The 20,718-nt window shown below is 73.0% G+C and carries 21 protein-coding genes and 3 tRNA genes; 19 read left to right on the top strand and 5 right to left on the bottom strand.

Annotation, left to right across the window (positions count from 1 at the left end; translation table 11 throughout):
• Position 1: 1 nt before the first annotated feature.
• On the bottom strand, positions 2-319 hold the full coding sequence (locus PED38_RS15410; protein ID WP_270981882.1) for a hypothetical protein: 318 nt from the start codon (positions 317-319) through the stop codon (positions 2-4).
• A 59-nt stretch (positions 320-378) separates the two neighbouring features.
• Here PED38_RS15410 and PED38_RS15405 point away from each other — a divergent pair, with 59 nt between their 5' ends.
• Positions 379-528, top strand: coding sequence for a hypothetical protein (locus tag PED38_RS15405; RefSeq protein ID WP_270981881.1), 150 nt, complete (start codon positions 379-381; stop codon positions 526-528).
• A gap of 20 nt (positions 529-548) precedes the next feature.
• Here the strand turns inward: PED38_RS15405 and PED38_RS15400 are convergent.
• From PED38_RS15400 to PED38_RS15390, 3 genes are all read right to left on the bottom strand, one after another.
• A tRNA-Phe gene (locus tag PED38_RS15400) sits at positions 549-621 on the bottom strand.
• A 70-nt stretch (positions 622-691) separates the two neighbouring features.
• Positions 692-768, bottom strand: a tRNA-Asp gene (locus tag PED38_RS15395).
• A gap of 21 nt (positions 769-789) precedes the next feature.
• Positions 790-865 (bottom strand) — tRNA-Glu (locus tag PED38_RS15390).
• 420 nt (positions 866-1,285) lie between these two features.
• Between PED38_RS15390 and PED38_RS15385 the strand changes: the two genes are divergently transcribed.
• Both PED38_RS15385 and PED38_RS15380 read left to right on the top strand, forming a co-directional pair.
• A complete protein-coding gene (locus PED38_RS15385; protein WP_063071114.1) occupies positions 1,286-2,575 on the top strand; it encodes a peptidoglycan DD-metalloendopeptidase family protein in 1,290 nt (429 codons plus the stop codon).
• 1 nt (position 2,576) lies between these two features.
• A complete protein-coding gene (locus tag PED38_RS15380) occupies positions 2,577-3,971 on the top strand; it encodes a C40 family peptidase (protein ID WP_270981879.1) in 1,395 nt (464 codons plus the stop codon).
• A 103-nt stretch (positions 3,972-4,074) separates the two neighbouring features.
• Here PED38_RS15380 and PED38_RS15375 read toward each other — a convergent pair whose 3' ends face one another.
• The gene (locus PED38_RS15375) at positions 4,075-4,602 is read right to left on the bottom strand and encodes an inorganic diphosphatase (RefSeq protein ID WP_063071115.1); all 528 of its coding nucleotides are present in this window, start codon (positions 4,600-4,602) and stop codon (positions 4,075-4,077) included.
• Between the two features lie 54 nt (positions 4,603-4,656).
• Between PED38_RS15375 and tilS the strand changes: the two genes are divergently transcribed.
• From tilS to PED38_RS15295, 16 genes are all read left to right on the top strand, one after another.
• The gene (tilS, locus tag PED38_RS15370) at positions 4,657-5,682 is read left to right on the top strand and encodes a tRNA lysidine(34) synthetase TilS (protein ID WP_270981878.1); all 1,026 of its coding nucleotides are present in this window, start codon (positions 4,657-4,659) and stop codon (positions 5,680-5,682) included.
• 1 nt (position 5,683) lies between these two features.
• Positions 5,684-6,235, top strand: coding sequence for a hypoxanthine phosphoribosyltransferase (gene hpt, locus PED38_RS15365; protein ID WP_063071117.1), 552 nt, complete (start codon positions 5,684-5,686; stop codon positions 6,233-6,235).
• 156 nt (positions 6,236-6,391) lie between these two features.
• A complete protein-coding gene (ftsH, locus tag PED38_RS15360; RefSeq protein WP_063071118.1) occupies positions 6,392-8,392 on the top strand; it encodes an ATP-dependent zinc metalloprotease FtsH in 2,001 nt (666 codons plus the stop codon).
• 4 nt (positions 8,393-8,396) lie between these two features.
• Positions 8,397-8,981 carry a GTP cyclohydrolase I gene (folE, locus tag PED38_RS15355; protein ID WP_063071119.1) on the top strand — a complete coding sequence of 195 codons (585 nt, stop codon included), beginning with the start codon at positions 8,397-8,399 and terminating at the stop codon, positions 8,979-8,981.
• 2 nt (positions 8,982-8,983) lie between these two features.
• Positions 8,984-9,850: a dihydropteroate synthase gene (gene folP, locus PED38_RS15350; protein WP_063071120.1), complete on the top strand. Its 867-nt coding sequence runs from the start codon at positions 8,984-8,986 to the stop codon at positions 9,848-9,850.
• Between the two features lie 4 nt (positions 9,851-9,854).
• A complete protein-coding gene (locus tag PED38_RS15345) occupies positions 9,855-10,565 on the top strand; it encodes a DUF3592 domain-containing protein (protein ID WP_063071121.1) in 711 nt (236 codons plus the stop codon).
• Positions 10,559-11,464, top strand: coding sequence for a 2-amino-4-hydroxy-6-hydroxymethyldihydropteridine diphosphokinase (folK, locus tag PED38_RS15340; RefSeq protein ID WP_270981877.1), 906 nt, complete (start codon positions 10,559-10,561; stop codon positions 11,462-11,464). The genes PED38_RS15345 and folK overlap by 7 nt, the downstream gene beginning before the upstream one ends.
• Complete coding sequence (locus PED38_RS15335) at positions 11,461-11,943, top strand: DUF3180 domain-containing protein (RefSeq protein ID WP_063071123.1); 483 nt, start codon at positions 11,461-11,463, stop codon at positions 11,941-11,943. The genes folK and PED38_RS15335 overlap by 4 nt, the downstream gene beginning before the upstream one ends.
• A gap of 33 nt (positions 11,944-11,976) precedes the next feature.
• Positions 11,977-12,465: a PH domain-containing protein gene (locus tag PED38_RS15330; RefSeq protein WP_063071124.1), complete on the top strand. Its 489-nt coding sequence runs from the start codon at positions 11,977-11,979 to the stop codon at positions 12,463-12,465.
• Positions 12,462-14,213 carry a PH domain-containing protein gene (locus PED38_RS15325; protein WP_270981876.1) on the top strand — a complete coding sequence of 584 codons (1,752 nt, stop codon included), beginning with the start codon at positions 12,462-12,464 and terminating at the stop codon, positions 14,211-14,213. The genes PED38_RS15330 and PED38_RS15325 overlap by 4 nt, the downstream gene beginning before the upstream one ends.
• Positions 14,210-14,971, top strand: coding sequence for a Rossmann-like and DUF2520 domain-containing protein (locus PED38_RS15320; RefSeq protein WP_270981875.1), 762 nt, complete (start codon positions 14,210-14,212; stop codon positions 14,969-14,971). The genes PED38_RS15325 and PED38_RS15320 overlap by 4 nt, the downstream gene beginning before the upstream one ends.
• Positions 14,972-15,013: 42 nt before the next feature.
• On the top strand, positions 15,014-15,892 hold the full coding sequence (gene panC, locus PED38_RS15315) for a pantoate--beta-alanine ligase (RefSeq protein ID WP_270981874.1): 879 nt from the start codon (positions 15,014-15,016) through the stop codon (positions 15,890-15,892).
• 137 nt (positions 15,893-16,029) lie between these two features.
• On the top strand, positions 16,030-17,577 hold the full coding sequence (lysS, locus tag PED38_RS15310) for a lysine--tRNA ligase (protein ID WP_270981873.1): 1,548 nt from the start codon (positions 16,030-16,032) through the stop codon (positions 17,575-17,577).
• A gap of 6 nt (positions 17,578-17,583) precedes the next feature.
• The gene (locus PED38_RS15305) at positions 17,584-17,709 is read left to right on the top strand and encodes a hypothetical protein (RefSeq protein WP_012037540.1); all 126 of its coding nucleotides are present in this window, start codon (positions 17,584-17,586) and stop codon (positions 17,707-17,709) included.
• Positions 17,710-17,730: 21 nt separating this feature from the next.
• Positions 17,731-17,913 carry a hypothetical protein gene (locus PED38_RS15300; RefSeq protein ID WP_063071959.1) on the top strand — a complete coding sequence of 61 codons (183 nt, stop codon included), beginning with the start codon at positions 17,731-17,733 and terminating at the stop codon, positions 17,911-17,913.
• Between the two features lie 154 nt (positions 17,914-18,067).
• The gene (locus PED38_RS15295; RefSeq protein ID WP_063071960.1) at positions 18,068-20,578 is read left to right on the top strand and encodes an ATP-dependent Clp protease ATP-binding subunit; all 2,511 of its coding nucleotides are present in this window, start codon (positions 18,068-18,070) and stop codon (positions 20,576-20,578) included.
• Positions 20,579-20,718: the final 140 nt, after the last annotated feature.

Raw genomic sequence — 20,718 nt, 5'->3', positions numbered from 1 at the left:
GCTAGGTCCGGGTCGCGAGGATCAGTCTGTGCAGACGCCTCGTGAACAGCGGCACGATGGCAGCTTCCATCTCCCGGATGGCGTAGCTCGCCGCGAGCTCCACTGCCTCGACGACGACAGCCAACGCGTACCCCCGCTCGAGATCCGGATCCCGCTTGACCGTCAGCAGCGCCGTGAGCGCGTCCTCGTCCGGGCCGATGCGGATCAGGTGTGCCGTGAGGTCCCGCATACGCTCCTCGTGCCCCGCCGGCAGCAGGACGACGTCTCCGTCGGCGGTGCGGCTGTAGGTGAAGCTCTCGGTGCCGGTCTCGTCGTCCATGCCGCCATCCTGCATCACCGCACGCCCGTGCGTCCGGCGAGCTCGGCTGCTCGGCCGCGATGACCCTCGACGTCTACACGGACCTGTTCGACGACGACCTCGACGCCGTCGCGGTGGCCTTGAATGACCACGCTTCTCGAGCGGTTGTGAGCAGAACGTGGGCAGAGCGCGATGCGGTGCCCTTAACGAAGAACGCCGATCCTCAGTGAATCACTGGGATCGGCGGGGGTGCCTGGACGCGGCGTCGATCCGCGGACCTTTCGATTTTCAGTCGAACGCTCTACCAACTGAGCTACCCAGGCGAGCGGGCGGCTTGCGAGAAGACGCCCACATCGGAGAGAAGCCCTCTCCGAGGAGAGGGCTCGCCATCCGTGGCGACCCTGACGGGACTTGAACCCGCGACCTCCGCCGTGACAGGGCGGCACGCTAACCAGCTGCGCTACAGGGCCTTGCATGTCGATCGCATTGCCTGGTGACCCCAACGGGATTCGAACCCGTGTTAACGCCGTGAAAGGGCGCCGTCCTAGGCCACTAAACGATGGGGCCGCTCGCCCTGGTCTCCCAGGTCTCGCAGCAACCGACACGTCAGCATAACCGCACTCCGGGCGAGGACTCAAATCGGCCGGGCGCGCGCGGGGTCCGGGCCCGCGGGTATGCGGATCCGACGGCGTGTCGCGGCTCGTCCCCGGGCGCGCGAAGAGACCGAGCGCCGCGCCCCCGACGTCCTGCCAGGTTCGCGACACGGCCAGCGCGCTGCCGCGGCGCGACCCTGCCGCGGGGTTAGCCTTCGGTCGACCCTCCCGGGGAGGGGTTCCCCGTGCGGATCCCCGCGTCCGGCCGCTGTGCGCCGTGCGTCCCCCTCAGTACTGTGAGAGCAGGTGCGGGTGTGACGGATGTGATCCGGGACGCCCGACCGCCCGCGGGAGGCGCAGCCGGCCAGCCGGGCGACACGATGATCGGGAGCACATGAACCAGGACCTCCACCGGAGCGCGCGCCGCTCGCGCGCCCCGCGCTCCCGCACGCGGCACGGGATCCAGGCCGTCGTCGCCGTACTGGCGGTCCTCCTCACCGGATCCATCGCGGCTCCCGCGCACGCCGAGACGTTCGCCTCCTGGGACGACGTGCAGAAGGCGCGCGGGGACGAGCAGGCGCAGAAGCAGCTGGTGCAGAGCATCAACGACGAGATCGCGTCCCTCCAGCAGCGGGTCGCCGACGCGCAGGCCCTCGTGGTGCAGCGTGGCGAGGAGCACGACCAGGCGCAACAGGCGGCGGACGACAAGCACGCCGACACCGTGCAGCTCCAGGGCAAGGTCGACGCGGCCGACGCGAAGGCCACGAAGTCGCAGGAGCAGGCCGCGGGCCTCGCCAAGCAGCTGATGCGCTCCGGCGGCCAGAACCTCTCCGGCACCCTGCTCCTCAGCGAGGGGGACGGCAGCGACGACCTCCTCGACAAGCTCGGCACCATGAGCAAGGTCGCCGAGAAGTCCGACCAGATCTACGCCATCGCGATCCAGGACCGCAACGCCGCCAAGTCCCTCAGCGACCAGGCGCAGGTCGCGCTGAAGGAGCTCGACGCTCTGAACGCCAAGGCCGAGCAGCTCCTCCAGGAGGCCGCGCAGGCGCAGTCCGACCTCCAGCAGGCGCTCGAGGACCAGAGCGCGCAGAAGGCCGACGCCGACGCGAAGCTCTCCGTCATCTCCGAGAACCGCGAGGCCACCGAGGACGACTACCAGGCGGGCGTCCGCAAGCGCCAGGCCGACGCCGACGCGCTCGCGGCCAGCCAGGGCAGCGCGGGCGGTGACGTCTCGCCCGGCGCGGTCAGCAGCACCGGCTGGACGGCGCCCCTCCCGGGAGCGAACACCAGCGGGTTCTTCGGGGAGCGGTTCCACCCCATCTACAAGCGGCTGATCTTCCACGCCGGCGAGGACCTGGTCCGCGGCGCCACCTGCGGCGCGACCCAGTACGCGGCGCACGCGGGCACCGTCTCCTTCGCCAGCTGGAACGGCGGGTACGGCAACTACATCCGCATCGACCACGGCGGCGGGGTCTCCTCGGCGTACGGCCACATCATGGACGGCGGCACCCTCGTGCGGCAGGGCCAGCAGGTCGTCGCGGGCCAGCCCATCGCCCGCACGGGCACCACGGGCGGCTCCACCGGCTGCCACCTCCACTTCGAGATCCGCATCAACGGGGACGCCGTCGACCCGGTGGCGTTCATGCACGGCCAGGGCGTCTCCATCACGAGCACGCATTGACATGAGGAACGACATGAACCACCTCCGCCCGACCACGGTCGTCATCTCCACGATCGCCGTGGGCGTCATCGCCGTCTCCAGCGGCGTCGCCGCCCAGACGGCCTTCGCCGCCACCGACTACCCGTCGTGGGCCGACGTCCAGGCGGCGAAGGCGAACGAGGCGGACACGCAGGCGGCCATCGACCGCGTGACGCAGCTGGCCACCGGCCTGCAGGAGTCCGCGGACCAGGCGAACACCGCCGCCATGCTCGCGGGGGAGCGGTACTCCCAGGCGCAGGCCGCGAAGGACGCGCAGGCCGACAAGCTGAAGCGCCTCCAGAAGAAGGCGGACGAGGCGCAGGCCGCGGCCCTCACGAGCCGCATGCGCGCGGGCCTCCTCGCGAGCCACCTCGCCCGCGCCGGCGGCCAGGACCTCACGGCGAGCCTGTTCACCTCGGACGGCGACGACGCGGACCAGCTGCTCCGCTCGCTCGGCACCATGTCGAAGCTCTCCGAGAGCACCCAGAGCGTGTACCAGCAGGCGCTCGCGGACCGCAACAGCGCGGCGTCCCTCAGCGACCAGGCGCAGGTGGCCAAGGACGAGCTCGGCCGCCTCGCGGACGAGGCGCAGAAGTCGCTCGACGCCGCGAAGTCGGCCGCGGCGACCGCCGCCTCCGCGGTGGCGGAGCAGACCCGCAACAGCGACCAGCTCATCGCGCAGCTGGCGCTCCTCAAGGACTCCACGTCGGAGATCGAGGCGCAGTACGTGCAGAGCCTCACGCAGCCGGCGGCTCCCGCCGCACCGGCCGCGGCGGCATCGGGTTCCGGAGCCGGGTCCTCCGGCGGCGGGGCGGCGTCGGGCTCGTCCGGCGGAGGCGCCCCCTCCGGCGGCTCGTCGGGCGGCGGGGCCGGCCCCTCGACCGGCGGCGGATCCAGCGCCCCGGCCCCCGCGCAGCCGGCGCCCGCGCCGGCCCAGCCCGCCCCGCAGCCGGTGCGCCCCGCTCCGCAGCCGGCGCGCCCCGCCCCGGCCCCCGCGCCCTCGGGCAACGCGGCCCAGGTCGCCATCTCCTTCGCGAAGTCGCAGCTCGGCGAGGCCTACTCCTTCGGCGGCGAGGGCGACGGCTGGGACTGCTCGGGCCTCGTGATGATGTCGTACCGCGCGGCGGGCATCAACGTCGGCGGACACTCGGTGAGCTCGCAGTACAACACGATGCAGGCGCAGGGGAAGCTCGTCCCGTTCTCGCAGCGCCAGGCCGGCGACATCGTCTTCTGGAACAGCGGCGGCGACTTCTACCACGACGCCATCTCGCTCGGCGGGAACACGATCATCGCGGCGCCGAAGCCCGGCGACGTGGTGAAGATCCAGTCCCTCTGGGGTGGCAGCGACATCATGCCCTACGTGGGCCGACCCGGCTGATCCGGCCGCCCGCCCCGCGCACGACGACGCCCGCCCCTCCGCATCTGCTGCGGGGAGGCGGGCGTCGTCGTGTCAGCCGCGCGGGCTCAGGCGGGGACGCGGATCAGGCGTCCTCCTCCGGCTCGCCGCCGTGGCCGTCGCCGTGGCCCTCGGCCTGGAGCTTGTCGAAACCGGCCTGCACGATGGCCTCGGCCTCGGCCGCGTCGCCCCACCCCTCCGTCTTGACCCATTTGCCGGGCTCGAGGTCCTTGTAGTGCTCGAAGAAGTGCTCGATCTCCTTGCGGGTCTGCTCGGGCACGTCCGTGATGTCCTGGATGTGCGCCCAGCGCGGGTCCTTCGCGGGGACGCCGATGACCTTGGAGTCGATGCCGGCCTCGTCGCTCATGTTGAACACGCCGACGGGGCGGATGGAGACGCCGACGCCGGGGAAGACCGGGTACTCGAGCAGCACGAGCACGTCGACGGGGTCGCCGTCGAGGCCGAGCGTGTTCTCGAAGTAGCCGTAGTCGGTGGGGTACACGAACGACGTGAAGAGCACGCGGTCGAGGTACACGCGGCCCGTCTCGTGGTCGACCTCGTACTTGTTGCGGGACCCCTTGGGGATTTCGACGACGACGTCGTAGCTGGCCATGCGCGTGCTCCTCGTGGTTCTGACGTGGGCGGGATGCTGCCATAACGTTAGTGGATGCCCTCCGAGCGCCCCCGTCTCACACCCGCCGTCGCGGACCTCCGGCGAGCGGTCCGCGGGGCCGTCTCCGCGCTCGACCCCTCCGCGTCCGGTCCCGTCCTCGTGGCGCTCTCCGGGGGCGCCGACTCGCTGGCCCTCGCCGCCGCGGCCGCGTTCGAGGGGCCGCGCGCCGGCGTGGCGGTCGGCGCGATCGTCGTCGACCACGGCCTGCAGGACGGCTCCGACCGGGTCGCGGCGCGTGCCGCCGACGCCGCGCGCGACCTCGGCCTCGACCCCGTCCTCGTCACGCGCGTGCGCGTGGAGCCGGGCGCCGACGGCCCCGAGGCCGCCGCGCGCGCGGCCAGGTACGCCGCGTTCGACGACGCGCTGGGGCAGACCGGGGCCCGCGCGCTGCTGCTCGCGCACACGCTCGACGACCAGGCCGAGACGGTGCTGCTCGGGCTCGCGCGGGGATCCGGGGCCGCGAGCCTGCACGGCATGGCCGCGTCCGTCCCCGCGCGCTCGGCCGACGCCGTCCTCCTGAGGCCGCTGCTCGGGATCCGCGCGTCCGTCACGCGCGCCGCCTGCGCCGACCAGGGCCTCGAGCCGTGGCGGGACCCGCACAACGCCGATCCCGCCTACGCCCGCGTGCGCGTCCGCCACGACGTGCTGCCCGTGCTCGAGCGGGAGCTCGGCCCAGGGATCGCGGAGGCGCTCGCCCGCACGGCCGACCAGCTGCGCGAGGACGACGACGCCCTCGAGCACTTCGCCGCGGAGATGATCGAGGAGATCGCCGACCACGCCGAGGCCGGCATCTCGCTGGAGGTCGCCTCGCTCCTCGCCGCCCCGCCGGCGCTCCGGCACCGGCTGATCCGCCTCGCCGCACGCGAGGAGTTCGCGGCGCACCTCTCCCGGACGCACGTGCTGGAGGTCGCGCGGCTCGTCACCGACTGGCGCGGGCAGGGGCCGGTGGACCTCCCGGGCGTTAGGGTTCTACGCAGGGACGGGCTCATCGTCCTCAGCGCCAGGACGACGGAAGAGTGACATGAGATCCACCGACATCGCCGACGACCTGACCCGGGTCCTGCACACCGAGGAGGAGATCCACGGCCGCATCGCCGAGATGTGCCGTGAGATCGAGCGGGACCACGCGGGGGAGGAGCTGCTCCTCGTCGGCGTCCTGAAGGGCGCGGTCATGGTCATGGCCGACCTCGCGCGCGAGCTCGAGCTGCCCGTCCACATGGACTGGATGGCCGTGAGCTCCTACGGCTCCGGCACGAAGTCGAGCGGCGTCGTCCGCATCCTCAAGGACCTCGACGCCGACCTCTCGGGCCGGCACGTGCTCATCGTCGAGGACATCATCGACTCCGGCCTCACCCTCTCCTGGCTCCTCGCGAACCTCCGCTCGCGCGGCGCGGCGAGCGTCGAGGTCTGCGCGCTCCTCCGCAAGCCCGAGGCCGCGAAGATCGCCGTCGACGTGCGCTACGTGGGCTTCGAGATCCCCGACGACTTCGTCATCGGCTACGGCCTCGACTACGCGGAGCGCTACCGCAACCTCCGCGACGTGGCCATCCTCGCGCCGCACGTCTACAGCTGAGGCGCCCCGCTCCTCTTATCCCGCTCCATGCTGCCGCCCGTTCGGCTGGCGGCGAACACCGCGGCCGCGCTCAGACAGCCGCTTGTATCCTCGGAACATCTCGTCGCCGTACGGCGCGGCACGGGCAGAAAGGTGCCGGGCCCGCGCCCGAGACTCATGAACTTCAAGAAAATCCTCCGCAGCCCGATCCTCATCGTGGTCCTCGCCATCGTCGTGGTCACGGTCGGCTTCACCCTCATCACCGGGTCCGGCTACAAGACCATCACCACGCAGCACGGCCTCGAGCTGATCCAGGACGGCAAGGTCGCCTCCGCCAAGATCATCGACGGCGAGCAGCGGGTCGACCTCACGCTCGCGAACCCGGACGGCGAGAACGGCACCATGGTGCAGTTCAACTACGTCGCGCAGCGCGGCGGCGAGATCGTCTCCGCCATCACGTCCGCGAACCCGTCCGAGGGCTTCGACGACCAGGTGCCGCAGCCGAGCTGGCTCCTGTCGGCGTTCAGCATCCTGCTGCCGCTCCTGCTCATCGGGTTCTTCATCTGGATCATGTTCTCCGGCATGCAGGGCGGCGGGAACCGCGTCATGCAGTTCGGCAAGTCGAAGGCGAAGCTCGCCTCCAAGGACTCCCCGAAGGTGACGTTCGCCGACGTCGCCGGGTCGGATGAGGCCATCGAGGAGCTGGAGGAGATCAAGGACTTCCTCAAGGAGCCCGCGAAGTTCCAGGCCGTGGGCGCCCGCATCCCCAAGGGCGTGCTCCTGTACGGCCCTCCCGGCACCGGCAAGACCCTGCTCGCGCGCGCCGTCGCGGGCGAGGCCGGCGTGCCCTTCTACTCCATCTCCGGATCCGACTTCGTCGAGATGTTCGTGGGCGTCGGCGCGAGCCGCGTGCGCGACCTCTTCGAGCAGGCCAAGCAGAACGCGCCGGCGATCATCTTCGTCGACGAGATCGACGCGGTCGGCCGCCACCGCGGTGCCGGCGTGGGCGGCGGCAACGACGAGCGCGAGCAGACCCTCAACCAGCTCCTGGTGGAGATGGACGGCTTCGACGTCAAGACCAACGTCATCCTCATCGCGGCCACCAACCGGCCCGACGTGCTCGACCCCGCGCTCCTGCGCCCCGGCCGCTTCGACCGGCAGATCGGCGTCGACGCCCCCGACCTGCAGGGCCGCAAGCAGATCCTCGAGGTGCACGGGCGCGGCAAGCCGCTCGCCTCGGGCGTCGACCTCGAGGTCCTCGCGCGCAAGACGCCGGGCTTCACGGGCGCCGACCTCGCGAACGTCCTCAACGAGGCCGCGCTCCTCACGGCCCGCTCGAACGCGCAGCTCATCGACGACCGCGCGCTCGACGAGGCCGTCGACCGCGTCATGGCCGGCCCGCAGCGCCGCAGCCGCATCATGCGCGACCACGAGAAGCTCATCACCGCGTACCACGAGGGCGGTCACGCGCTCGCGGCGGCGGCCATGAACAACACGGATCCCGTCACCAAGGTCACGATCCTCCCCCGCGGCCGCGCCCTCGGCTACACGATGGTGCTGCCGCTCGAGGACAAGTACTCGGTCACCCGCAACGAGCTGCTCGACCAGCTCACCTACGCCATGGGCGGCCGCGTCGCGGAGGAGATCGTGTTCCACGACCCCACCACGGGCGCCTCGAACGACATCGAGAAGGCCACGTCCACGGCCCGCCGCATGGTCACCGAGTACGGCATGAGCGCCAAGGTCGGATCCGTGAAGCTCGGCTCCAGCTCCGGCGAGCCGTTCCTCGGGCGCGACCTCGGCGGCAGCCGCGACTACTCGGAGGACATGGCCCTGACGGTCGACGCCGAGGTGCGCGCGCTCCTCGACGGCGCCCACGACGAGGCGTGGCAGGTCATCAACGACAACCGCGACGTGCTCGACCGCCTCGCGACCGAGCTCCTCGAGAAGGAGACGCTCGACCACACGCGGCTGGCCGAGATCTTCGCCGACGTGAAGAAGCTCGCGCCGCGCCCGCAGTGGCTCTCGAGCGACAAGCGCCCGCTGTCGGACCTGCCTCCCGTGCCCATGCCGCAGAAGGCGCCCATCGACCAGGGCGTCGTCGATGGCGCCGTGGACTCGGAGCCGCCGGCCGGCAAGCCGAAGCGCTCGCCCTTCCCGCGCCCCGCGACGGCCTGATCCGGTGGGCGTCGATCGGGCGCGCATCGAGGCGGCCGTCACCGAGCTGATCCACGCGATCGGCGAGGACCCGGGCCGGGAGGGTCTCGCGACCACGCCGGCGCGGGTAGCGGAGGCGTACGCGGAGTTCTTCGCGGGGGTCGGGACGGATCCGCTCCGGCACCTGCGGGAGACGTTCCCGCTGCCGGAGACGGACGCGGCGCCGCAGCCCGTCATCGTCACGGGGCTCGCGTTCCGCTCCATCTGCGAGCACCACCTGCTGCCGTTCACGGGCGTCGCGCACCTGGCCTACGTGCCGGGGGAGCGGATCGTCGGGCTGGGCCGCCTGCCGCGCGTGGTCGACGACCTCGCCTCCCGTCCGCAGATGCAGGAGCGGCTGGGCGAGCAGATCGCGGAGGCGCTCGAGCGGGGCCTCGGCGCCCGCGGCGTCGCCGTGATCCTCGACGCCACGCACGGGTGCGTCACCGCGCGCGGCACCCGGCAGGCGGGCAGCACCACCATCACGATCGCGGCCCGCGGGTCGCTCGCGGAGCCGTCGGCGCGCGCCGAGGTGCTGGCCCTCCTGCCCGGCCCGGGCGGACGGGGCTGAGCGTGGATCCGCAGCGCGTCCGTCCCCTCGTGCTCGGGATCCTCAACGCCACCCCCGACTCCTTCAGCGACGGCGGCCGCCACCTCGGCCTCGACGACGCGCTCGCGCACGCCCGGCGCATGGTCGCCGCAGGCGCGGACGTCGTCGACGTGGGCGGCGAGTCCACGCGGCCCGGCGCCGCCCGCGTCGACGCCGACGAGGAGCGGGCCCGCGTGCTGCCGGTCGTCCGCGCGCTCGTCGCCGAGGGCGTCGTCGTGAGCGTCGACACCATGCGCGCGGCCACCGCGGAGGCCTCGGTCGCCGCCGGTGCCCGGATCGTCAACGACGTGTCCGGCGGCCTCGCGGATCCGCGCATGGCCGCCGTGGTCGCCGACGCCGGCGTCGACTACGTGGCCATGCACTGGCGCGGCCACAGCGACACGATGGCGACGCGCGCCACCTACGCCGACGTCGTGGGCGAGGTGCGCGACGAGCTGCGGGCACGCGTCGACGCCCTCGTGACGGCGGGAGTGGATCCCGCGCGCATCGTGCTCGACCCCGGCCTCGGCTTCGCGAAGGAGGCCGCGCACGACTGGCAGCTCCTCGGATCCCTCCACCGGCTCGCCGACCTCGGCCACCGCGTGCTCGTGGGCGCCTCCCGCAAGCGGTTCCTCGGCCGGCTGCTGCCCGCCGACGCGGCCGTCGAGGACCGCGACGTGCCGACCGCGGTGGTCAGCGCGCTGTCCGCTCGGGCCGGCGCCTGGGCGGTGCGCGTGCACGACGTCGCCTCCACCCGCGCCGCGCTCGCGGTCGAGGACGCCTGGGCGCGCGGGCGGGCGGACGCCGCCGCATCGGCCGGGGCATCCGCCGTCGCCGGTCTGTCAGAGTAGGAGCATGAGCGCCGTGAGCCAGGACCGAGTCGTCGTCTCCCCGCAGGCGGGCCTCGTCCGCGTCGCGGTCGCCGCGCTCGTCTCCTCGGTCGTGCTCGGCGTCGGCCTCACGTTCCCCGCCGACCTGGGCGCCGACGCCGGCGCGGTCGTCGTCGTGATCAAGGTCGTCGCCGTCGTCCTCGGGCTCCTCGGCGCGCTCGGCAGCGCGTACGCGTCCGTCGTGCTCCTGTCGCCCGTGCTCACCACCGTCGGCGCCGTGCTCTGGCCTGTCGCGGTGGCCATGCTCGGCACGGCCCTCGGGCTCGTCGGGGCGCTGGCCTTCGCGCCCGGTGCGCGCGACGGCGACGGATCCCGAGGCGCCCTCGGGCTCGTGGCCGCCGTGCTCGCGGTGCTCGGCATCGCCGCCGCCGTCGCCTGGGCCGTCGTGCAGCGCCGCGTCGCGCGCCTCGCCCAGACCGCCCGTCGCGTCACCGAGACGGGTCGCCGCACCGCCGCGATCGTCACGGCCGTGCAGCGCCTCGACGGATCCGGCGACGCCGTCCGCGCCCGCCTCACGGTCGCCTTCACCGACGAAGACGGCCGCGACCACCACGTCACGCGCACCGTCATGACCGCCGACCGGCTCCTGCCCACCGTCGGCGGCAAGCTCCCGCTCTGGTACGACCCGACGGACCCGGGCGACCTGCCGTCCATCGTCGTGGGCCGCTCATGGTGACCGGGCTCCCGACCGACCGCATCCTGCTCACGGGCCTGCGCGTGCACGCCCACCACGGCGTGTTCGCGCACGAGAGGCGCGACGGCCAGCCGTTCGTGATCGACCTCGAGGTCGCGCTCGACCTCGCCCCCGCCGGCGGCAGCGACGAGCTCGACCGCACCCTCCACTACGGCGAGCTCGCGGAGGAGGTCGCGGAGGCGGCCGGGCGCGATCCCGTCGACCTCATCGAGACGCTGGCCGAGCGGATCGCGACGGTGGTCCTCGCGCACGCCGTGGCCCGGTGGGTGCGCGTGACCGTGCACAAGCCGGACGCCCCGATCACCGTGCCGTTCGGCGACGTGGCCGTCGTGATCGAGCGCGGCTCGACCCTGCCCGCGCCGGGCGTGCCCGTGCGCGCGGTCGTGGCGGTGGGATCCAACCTCGGCGACCGGCGCGCCACCATCGAGGCCGCCGTCGCCCGCATCGACGAGGTGCCCGGGCTCCGCGTCGTCCGCTCCTCCGACCTCGTGGAGTCCGTGGCCGTCACGCCCGCGGGGGAGGACGCGACCAAGCCCGGATACCTCAACGGCGTCGTCCTCGTCGACTCCGCGCTCGGCCCGCATGCCCTCCTCGACGCGCTCGCGGGCATCGAGCGGGATCTCGGCCGCGTGCGCGCCGAGCGCTGGGGCGACCGCACGATCGACCTCGACATCGTCGCGTTCGGCGACGCGCGGATCCACGACGACCGCCTCACGGTCCCGCACCCGCGCGCCGCCGAGCGCGCCTTCGTCCTCGGGCCGTGGCTCCAGGCGGATCCCGAGGCCGAGCTGCCGGGTCACGGCCGGGTCGACGCCCTGCTCGCCGCGCTCGAGGCGCCCGATCCCGCGCCCGATCCCGCGCCCGCGGAGGCGACCCGATGACGCGCACCCGCTCCACGACGCTCATCGCCCTGCTCATCGCGGGCGCCGCCGTCGGCTGGTTCGTCGAGAACGCCCTCGTCATGAGCGGGCGGCCGCTCCTCGTCCCGCCGCTGACGCTCGGCGCGACGCTCCTCATCGTCGGGATCGTGCTGCTCGCGCTCGCCTGGCCCATCCGACAGACGACCCGCGGACGACGCCCCGGCCGCGTCGACCCGTTCCGCGCCACGCGCGTGGTGCTGCTCGCCAAGGCGTCCGCGCTCGCGGGGGCGCTGCTCGCCGGGATCACCGGGGGAGCGCTGGCCTTCGTGCTGGCGCGACCGGTGCTGCCCGGCGCGTCCTCCGTCGGGCTGGCGGTGGCCGGTACGGTGGGAGCCGTCGTCCTCCTCGTCGCCGGGCTGGTCGCCGAGCAGTGGTGCACGGTCCCGCCCGACGACGGCGACGACGCCCGTCCGGGCGACCCGGCGCGCGAGCTCTCCTGAGACGCGCCGCCCCGCCCCACCGATAGGAGCACCGTGACCGCGAACGTCGATCCGCACGGCGTCGAGTGGCGCCGCGTCTCCCCGCGTCTGGTCGGCGTCGAGCTGGTGGGCGGCGTGATCACCGCGCTCGTCCTCGGCGGGGTGGCCGTGTTCCTGACCGTCGTCGGAGCGCCGGGCTGGCTCCGCATCGTGCTCGGCGCCGCCGCGGCGGTCGAGCTGGTGGTGACCCTGGTCATCGTGCCGCGCCGCGTGCGCGCCATGGGCTACCAGCTGCGCGACGACGACCTGGTCTTCCGCCGCGGCATCATGTGGACCCGCATCGTCGCGGTGCCGTACGGCCGGATGCAGCTCGTCGACATCACGCGGGGCCCGGTCGGTCGCGTCCTGGGTCTCGCCGACCTCAAGCTCGTGACCGCGGCGGCGTCGGCGAGCATCCAGATCCCCGGCCTCCGGAACGACGACGCGGAGGAGCTCCGCGACCGCCTCGTGTCGCTCGCCGAGACCCGCCGGGCGGGGCTGTGACCGACGCCGGGTCCGCGGATCCCGCGCGCCCCGGCGCCGACCCCGTCCCCGCCGTCGAGGCCCGCATCGCCGAGGAGCTCACCGACGGCGGCTGGCACCGCCTCCACCCCGCCACGCCGGTCCTCCGCGGCGGCGTCGTGTTCCTCGTCGCGATCGGCTTCCTCGTCTCGTCCCTCCGCGAGCAGCTCGTGGAGCGCTTCGTGCCCGGCCAGGACGACGGCGGCGGCGAGGGCGACCTCCTCCCGTGGCTCGTCGAGTCGGGCGCCCTGATCTGGGTGATCCTCGGCCTCCTCGCCTTCACCCTGCTCGCGGTCGGCATCTCGTACCTGTCGTGGCGCCTGCACACGTTCCGCGTGACGGAGGAGACCGTCGAGGTCCGCAGCGGCATCCTGTCGCGCACGAACCGGCGGGCGCGGCTCGACCGGATCCAGGGCGTCAACATCGTGAGGCCGCTCCTGCCGCGGCTCATCGGCGCGGCCAAGCTCGAGATCCAGGTCGCGGGCAACGACGCCAACCTGCCGCTGCAGTACCTCCGCTCGCGCGACGCCGACGCGTTCCGGCTGCGCGTCCTGCGGCTCGCGTCGGGCGCACGCGCCGAGGCGGCCGGATCGCCCGCCCGCGCCGCCGCTCCCGCCCGCGGGTTCGTCGGCTCGCGCGTCGACGACCTCCTCGCGCCCGAGCTGGATCCCGACGTCGCGCCGCCGCAGTCGGTCGTGCGCATCCCGATCCCGCGGCTGATCGGCGCGGTCCTGCTCTCCGGCCCCACGGTCGTGCTCGTGCTCTTCGTGGTCGTCGGCATCCCGCTGATCGTCCGCTTCGAGGCCTGGTACCTGCTCGTGCCGCTGCTGCCGACCCTGATCGGATCCGCGGGCTTCTTCGTCCGCCGCATCACCCGCTCGCTCCGCTACAGCGTCGCCGGCACGCCCGACGGCGTGCGCGTCGGCTTCGGCCTGCTGTCCACGAGCAACGACACGATCCCGCCCGGCCGCATCCACGCGGTCGAGGTCGTGCAGCCGCTGCTCTGGCGCGCGGCCGGCTGGTGGGAGATCCGCATCACGCGCGCCTCGCACTCCTCCGCGCCGGGCGCCGCCGGACAGCAGAACACGTCGATCCTCCCGGTCGGCGACCGCCGCGACGTCGACCGCGTGCTCGGCCTCGTGCTCCCGCACCTCGTGGGGGAGGACGCGCTCGCGCTGATCGGCACGGGCATGACCGGGCGCGGTGGCACGGACGACGGGTTCACGACCTCGCCGCGCCGGGCCTGGATCCTCAAGCCGTTCTCCTGGCGCCGCACGGGCTTCGCCGTGGACGACTCGGCGTTCCTCGTGCGCCGCGGCGTGATCTGGCGCCGCCTGATCGTGGTGCCGCACGCCCGCACGCAGGGCGTCGACCTCACCCAGGGGCCGATCGACCGCCGGCTCGACCTGGTCTCGGTGCGCGCGGCGACCGTCGCCGGGCCGGTCGACACGCGCCTCGGCGCCATCGACCGCGTCACGGGGATGGAGCTGTCGACCCGGCTCGTCGCGGCGGCCGTCGCCTCGGCGGGTGCGGACACGTCCGACCGCTGGGGCGCCGAGGCCGCGAGCTGGCCGGCGCCCGGGTCCGCGGTGGCCGCCGCGGGGACGCCCGCCGCGGGGACGCCCGCCACGGGGACGCCCGCCGCGGGGCCGCCGGCCCCGGAGCCGCCCGCCCCGGAGGACGCCCCCGTCACCCCGCGCCACCGATCCACCCCCGAGGACCCCGCATGACCGCCCCCTCCCAGCGCTCCGGCCGCCTCGGCGTCGGCATCATCGGCGCCGGCCGCGTCGGCCCCGTGCTCGGCCTCGCGCTCGCGGGCGCCGGCCACGCGATCACGGGCATCTCCGCGGTCTCCGAGGCGAGCCGCGAACGCGCCGAGGCGATGCTCCCGGACGTGCCCGTGCTGGAGATCCCCGAGATCGTCGAGCGCAGCGAGCTCGTGATCCTCGCCGTCCCCGACGCCGAGCTCCCGGGCCTCGTCTCCGGCCTCGCCGCGACGGGCGCGTGGCAGGCGGGCCAGCTCGTCATGCACACCTCCGCCGGGCACGGGATCCAGGTGCTCGCCCCGGCCTTCGCCGCCGGAATCATCCCGCTCGCCATCCACCCGGCCATGTCGTTCACCGGCACGAGCATGGACCTCAGCCGGATGCTCGACAGCTGGTTCGCCGTCACCGCGCCCGCGCCCGTGCTCCCCATCGCGCAGGTGCTCGTGGTGGAGATGGGCGGCGAGCCGGTCGTCGTGGAGGAGCGGGACCGCGCGGCCTACGCCGAGGCCATCGCCACGGCCACCACGTTCTCGACCGCCATCGTCGAGCAGGCGACGGGCCTCCTCGCGGGCATCGGCGTCGAGGAGCCCGGCCGCGTGCTCGGCCCGCTGATCCGCTCCGCCGTCGACGACGCCCTCCGCCGCTCCTCCCCAGCCGGCGGCGCGCGCCTCACCACGGGCGACGTGCCTCCGCCGACGGACGAGGGCCCCGGCGCGGACTAACCTGTCGTGTCCGCGTCCCGAGCACCCGAGGAGCACCACGGCATGACGATCCCCGCGCCCACCGTCGTCACCGGCATCGCCGAGCTGCGCGCCCTGGTCCGCGCGCACCGCGCCGAGCGCGCCGCCGTCGGCGAGGAGGCCGTCGTCGTGCTCGTCCCCACCATGGGCGCGCTGCACGAGGGCCACCTGGCGCACGCCCGCCACGCGCGCGCGGCCGGATCCCTCGTGGTCGTCTCCGTCTTCGTCAACCCCCTGCAGTTCGGCGCGGGGGAGGACCTCGACGCCTACCCGCGCACCCTCGACGCCGACGTCGAGGCGCTCGCCGCCACCGGCGTCGACCTGGTGTTCGCCCCGTCGGCCGCCGAGATGTACCCGGACGGCCCCGCGCGCATCCGCGTCTCGGGCGGATCCGTCGCGCTCTCGCTCGAGGGCCGCTCCCGGCCGGGCCACTTCGACGGCATGCTCACCGTCGTCGCGAAGCTCCTGCACATCGTCGCGCCGGACGTCGCCACCTTCGGCCGCAAGGACGCGCAGCAGCTCCACCTCGTGCGGCGCATGGTGCGCGACCTCGACATGCCGGTGCGCATCGAGGAGCTGGAGACCGTGCGCGAGCCCGACGGCCTCGCCCTCTCCAGCCGCAACCGCTACCTCGACGAGCGCGAACGCCGCGCCGCCCGCGTCATCCCCGCCGCCCTCGAGGCGGCGCAGAGCGCGGGGTCCCGCGGCATCGACGCCGTCATCGCCGCCGCCCAGTCCGTGGTCATGGGGGAGCCCGCCGTCACGCTCGACTACTTCCAGGTGGTGGATCCGACGACCTTCGAGACGGTCGACGACGGCTTCTCCGGTGCCGCGCTCGCCGTCATCGCCGCCCGCGTCGGCACCACGCGCCTCATCGACAACGAGACCGTCGTCATCGCCTGAGCGGCGACGCCGGCCTCCCGGCGCGACCGCCTCCCGTCCGTCGGCGCGACCGTGCCCGGCCCGCGTCCGCACCTGCGAGAATCGACGGGAGGCCGTTCGGCCGCACGCCCCTTCGACCCGCGAGGATCCGCCCGCACATGACCGACAGCCCCGGAACACCCGCGACCACCGCCACGCCCGCCGCCGTGGAGGAGTCCGCCGAGGACATCGCCGAGGACATCGCCGAGCAGAAGGCCGTGCGCCTCGCGAAGCGCGCGCGCCTCGAGGCCGAGGGCGGCCCCGGCGGCGGCGCGTACCCCGTGCAGGTCCCCGTCACCACCACCATCCCGGCGGTCCGCGCGGAGTTCGGCCACCTCGAGCCCGGCGTCGAGACCGACCACGTGGTCGGCATCGCCGGCCGCGTCGTCCACTTCCGCAACACCGGCAAGCTCTGCTTCGCCACGCTGCAGGCCGGCGACGGCACGCGCATCCAGGCCATGATCTCGCTGGCCGAGGTCGGCGAGGAGGCGCTCGCCGCGTGGAAGGAGCTCGTCGACCTCGGCGACCACGTCTTCGTGGGCGGCCGCGTCATCGCGAGCCGCAAGGGCGAGCTGTCGATCATGGCGACGGAGTGGCGCATCGCCGCCAAGGCCCTGCTGCCCCTGCCCAACCTCCACTCCGAGCTCTCCGACGAGACCCGCGTGCGCAGCCGCTACCTCGACCTCATCGTGCGCGACCAGGCGCGCAAGAACGTCCTCGACCGCGCGAAGGTCAACGCCTCCATGCGGGAGACCTTCCGCCAGCGCGGCTACGTCGAGGTCGAGACGCCCATGCTGCAGGTGATGCACGGCGGCGCCTCCGCCCGCCCGTTCGTCACGCACTCCAACGCCTTCGACACCGAGATGTACCTCCGCATCGCGCCCGAGCTGTACCTCAAGCGCGCGGTCGTCGGCGGCATCGACCGCGTGTTCGAGATCAACCGCAACTTCCGCAACGAGGGCGCCGACTCCACGCACAGCCCCGAGTTCGCGATGCTCGAGGCGTATGAGGCGTACGGCGACTACACCTCCATCGCCGAGCTCACGCAGACCCTCGTGCAGGACGCGGCCATGGCCGTCGCCGGCAGCCACGTCGTCACGTGGGCCGACGGCACCGAGTACGACCTCGGCGGCGAGTGGGACCGCATCTCCATGTACGGCTCGCTGAGCGAGGCCGCCGGCGTCGAGGTCACGCCCGCCACCACCGTCGACGAGCTGCAGGCCATCGCCGACCGCGAGGGCGTCGTCGTGCCGCTCAGCACGCACGGCAAGCTCGTCGAGGAGCTCTGGGAGCACTTCGTGAAGGGCGGCCTCGAGCGCCCCACCTTCGTGCTCGACTTCCCCGTGGAGACGTCGCCGCTCACGCGCGCGCACCGCTCCATCGAGGGCGTCGTGGAGAAGTGGGACCTCTACATCCGCGGCTTCGAGCTGGCCACCGGCTACTCCGAGCTCGTGGATCCCGTCGTGCAGCGCGAGCGCTTCGTCGACCAGGCCCGCCAGTCGGCGCGCGGCGACGACGAGGCCATGCCGCTCGACGAGGAGTTCCTCCGCGCGCTCGAGCACGGCATGCCGCCGTCGGGCGGCATGGGCATGGGGGTCGACCGGCTCCTCATGGCCATCACCGGCCTCGGCATCCGCGAGACCATCCTGTTCCCCCTAGTGAAGTAGGCGACCATGCCCTTAGGACCCGACGGCTCGAACCCGAAGAAGCCCACCACCGCGCGCTATGCGCTCTGGATCATCGTCGGCGGCATCGCCGTCGTCATGATCGGCCAGGGCGTCTACGGCATCCTCACCTAGAGCGCGGCGTATCCTTCTCGCATGGATGATTTCTGGGCGAGCGCGATCTGGTCGATCCTCCCCACCCTCGGCGTGGGCCTGATCTTCTGGTTCATCATGCGGGCCGTCATCCAGGCGGACAAGCAGGAGCGCAAGGCCTACGCCGCCATCGAGGCGAAGGAGCGCGCCCGCATGGGCGTTCCCGCGCCCGAGGCCGACCGCTAGCGGATCCCGCTCCGGGCCTCGCTGCCCGCACCCGATCCGCCGCCTCGCGCATCGCGTCACGCCCACGGCGAACAGGGGCATGCACCCGCCGGACCCGTCGTTACTCTCTACATATCGGCGCCGGCCCCCTGCCCCGGTGCCCAGGGAGATACAGATGTTCGAGAGATTCACCGACCGCGCTCGTCGCGTCGTCGTCCTGGCCCAAGAAGAGGCCAAGATGCTCAACCACAACTACATCGGGACCGAGCACATCCTGCTCGGCCTCATCCACGAGGGCGAAGGCGTGGCCGCCAAGGCCCTGGAGTCGCTCGGCATCTCCCTCGATGCCGTCCGCGAACAGGTCCAGGACATCATCGGCCAGGGCCAGCAGCAGCCCACGGGTCACATCCCGTTCACGCCGCGCGCCAAGAAGGTCCTGGAGCTGTCGCTCCGCGAGGCCCTCCAGCTCGGCCACAACTACATCGGCACCGAGCACATCCTGCTCGGGCTCATCCGCGAGGGCGAGGGCGTCGCCGCCCAGGTCCTCGTCAAGCTCGGCGCCGACCTCAACCGCGTGCGCCAGCAGGTCATCCAGCTCCTGTCCGGATACCAGGGCAAGGAGGCGGTCGCCGTCGGCGGCGAGGCCCAGCAGAGCCAGCAGGCGGGCTCCACGGTCCTCGACCAGTTCGGCCGCAACCTCACCCAGGCAGCGCGCGACGGCAAGCTCGACCCCGTCATCGGGCGCGAGAAGGAGATCGAGCGCGTGATGCAGATCCTGTCGCGCCGCTCCAAGAACAACCCCGTCCTCATCGGCGAGCCCGGCGTCGGCAAGACCGCCGTCGTCGAGGGCCTGGCGCAGGCCATCGTCAAGGGCGACGTCCCGGAGACGCTGAAGGACAAGCAGCTCTACACGCTCGACCTCGGCTCGCTCATCGCCGGGTCCCGCTACCGCGGCGACTTCGAGGAGCGCCTCAAGAAGGTCACCAAGGAGATCCGCACGCGCGGCGACATCATCACCTTCATCGACGAGATCCACACCCTCGTCGGCGCGGGTGCCGCCGAGGGCGCGATCGACGCGGCCAGCATCCTCAAGCCGCTCCTCGCGCGCGGCGAGCTGCAGACCATCGGCGCCACCACGCTCGACGAGTACCGCAAGCACTTCGAGAAGGACGCGGCCCTCGAGCGCCGCTTCCAGCCGATCCAGGTGCAGGAGCCCTCGCTGCCGCACACGATCAACATCCTCAAGGGCCTGCGCGACAAGTACGAGGCGTTCCACAAGGTGTCCATCACCGACGGCGCCATCGTCTCGGCGGCGAACCTCGCCGACCGCTACATCGCCGACCGCTTCCTGCCGGACAAGGCCATCGACCTGATCGACGAGGCCGGCGCGCGCCTGCGCCTCTCGATCCTCTCGGCCCCGCCGGAGCTCCGCGAGTTCGACGAGAAGATCTCCGTGGTCCGCGTGGCCAAGGAGACCGCCATCGAGGACCAGGACTTCGAGAAGGCCGCGAGCCTGCGCGACGAGGAGAAGAACCTCCTCGGCGAGCGCCTCCGCCTCGAGAAGCAGTGGCGCTCGGGAGACGTCCGCACCACCGCTGAGGTCGACGAGGGCCTGATCGCCGAGGTGCTGGCGCAGGCCACCGGCATCCCGGTGTTCAAGCTCACGGAGGAGGAGTCCTCGCGGCTCGTCTTCATGGAGAAGGCCCTGCACCAGCGGGTCATCGGGCAGGAGGAGGCCATCTCGGCCCTGTCCAAGACCATCCGCCGCACCCGCGCCGGCCTCAAGGACCCGCGTCGTCCCTCGGGATCGTTCATCTTCGCCGGCCCCACGGGCGTCGGCAAGACGGAGCTCGCGAAGGCCCTGGCCGAGTTCCTGTTCGACGACGAGGACGCCCTCATCTCGCTCGACATGAGCGAGTACGGCGAGAAGCACACCGTGAGCCGCCTCTTCGGCGCCCCTCCCGGATTCGTCGGCTTCGAGGAGGGCGGCCAGCTCACCGAGAAGGTGCGCCGCAAGCCGTTCTCCGTGGTGCTCTTCGACGAGATCGAGAAGGCCCACCCGGACATCTTCAACTCGCTGCTCCAGATCCTGGAGGAGGGACGCCTGACGGATGGCCAGGGGCGCGTGGTCGACTTCAAGAACACGGTCATCATCATGACCACCAACCTCGGCACCAAGGACATCACGGGCGCCCCGGTCGGGTTCCAGGTCGAGAACAACGCCGCGAACTCCTACGAGCGCATGAAGGGCAAGGTCAGCGAGGAGCTGAAGAAGAACTTCAAGCCCGAGTTCCTCAACCGCGTGGACGACACCATCGTGTTCCCGCAGCTGTCGAAGCCCGAGCTGCTCCAGATCGTCGACCTGTTCGTGAAGCGCCTGTCGGACCGCATGATGGACCGCGACCTCACGATCACGCTCGAGGCCGCCGCGAAGGAGCGCCTCATCGAGGTCGGCTTCGACCCGTCGCTCGGCGCCCGGCCCCTGCGCCGCGCCGTGCAGCACGAGATCGAGGACCGCCTGTCGGAGCGCATCCTGCAGGGCGAGCTCAACGCGGGCGACCACGTGCACGTGGACTACGTGGACGGCGTGTTCACGTTCCTCACCACGCAGCGCGAGGGGCTCCCGGTCGCGGCCGGCATCGGCACCGGACCCGGCACCCCGGACCTCGCCATCACGAGCGACTAGCACCGCACGACCACGACGGCCCGTCGTCCCCGCGAGGGGACGGCGGGCCGTCGCCGTGTCCGCGGGTCACCGGAGCCGCTGTCGCCACCGCGCGCCCGGGTCCAGGATGGACGGGGGCGGAACCGCCCCACGAAGGAGAT

Source organism: Clavibacter sp. CT19 (genome assembly GCF_027858075.1).
GTDB lineage: Bacteria > Actinomycetota > Actinomycetes > Actinomycetales > Microbacteriaceae > Clavibacter > Clavibacter tessellarius_A.
Note: the sequence above shows the minus strand (reverse complement) of the source record. Positions and strands in the feature narration are given on the sequence as shown.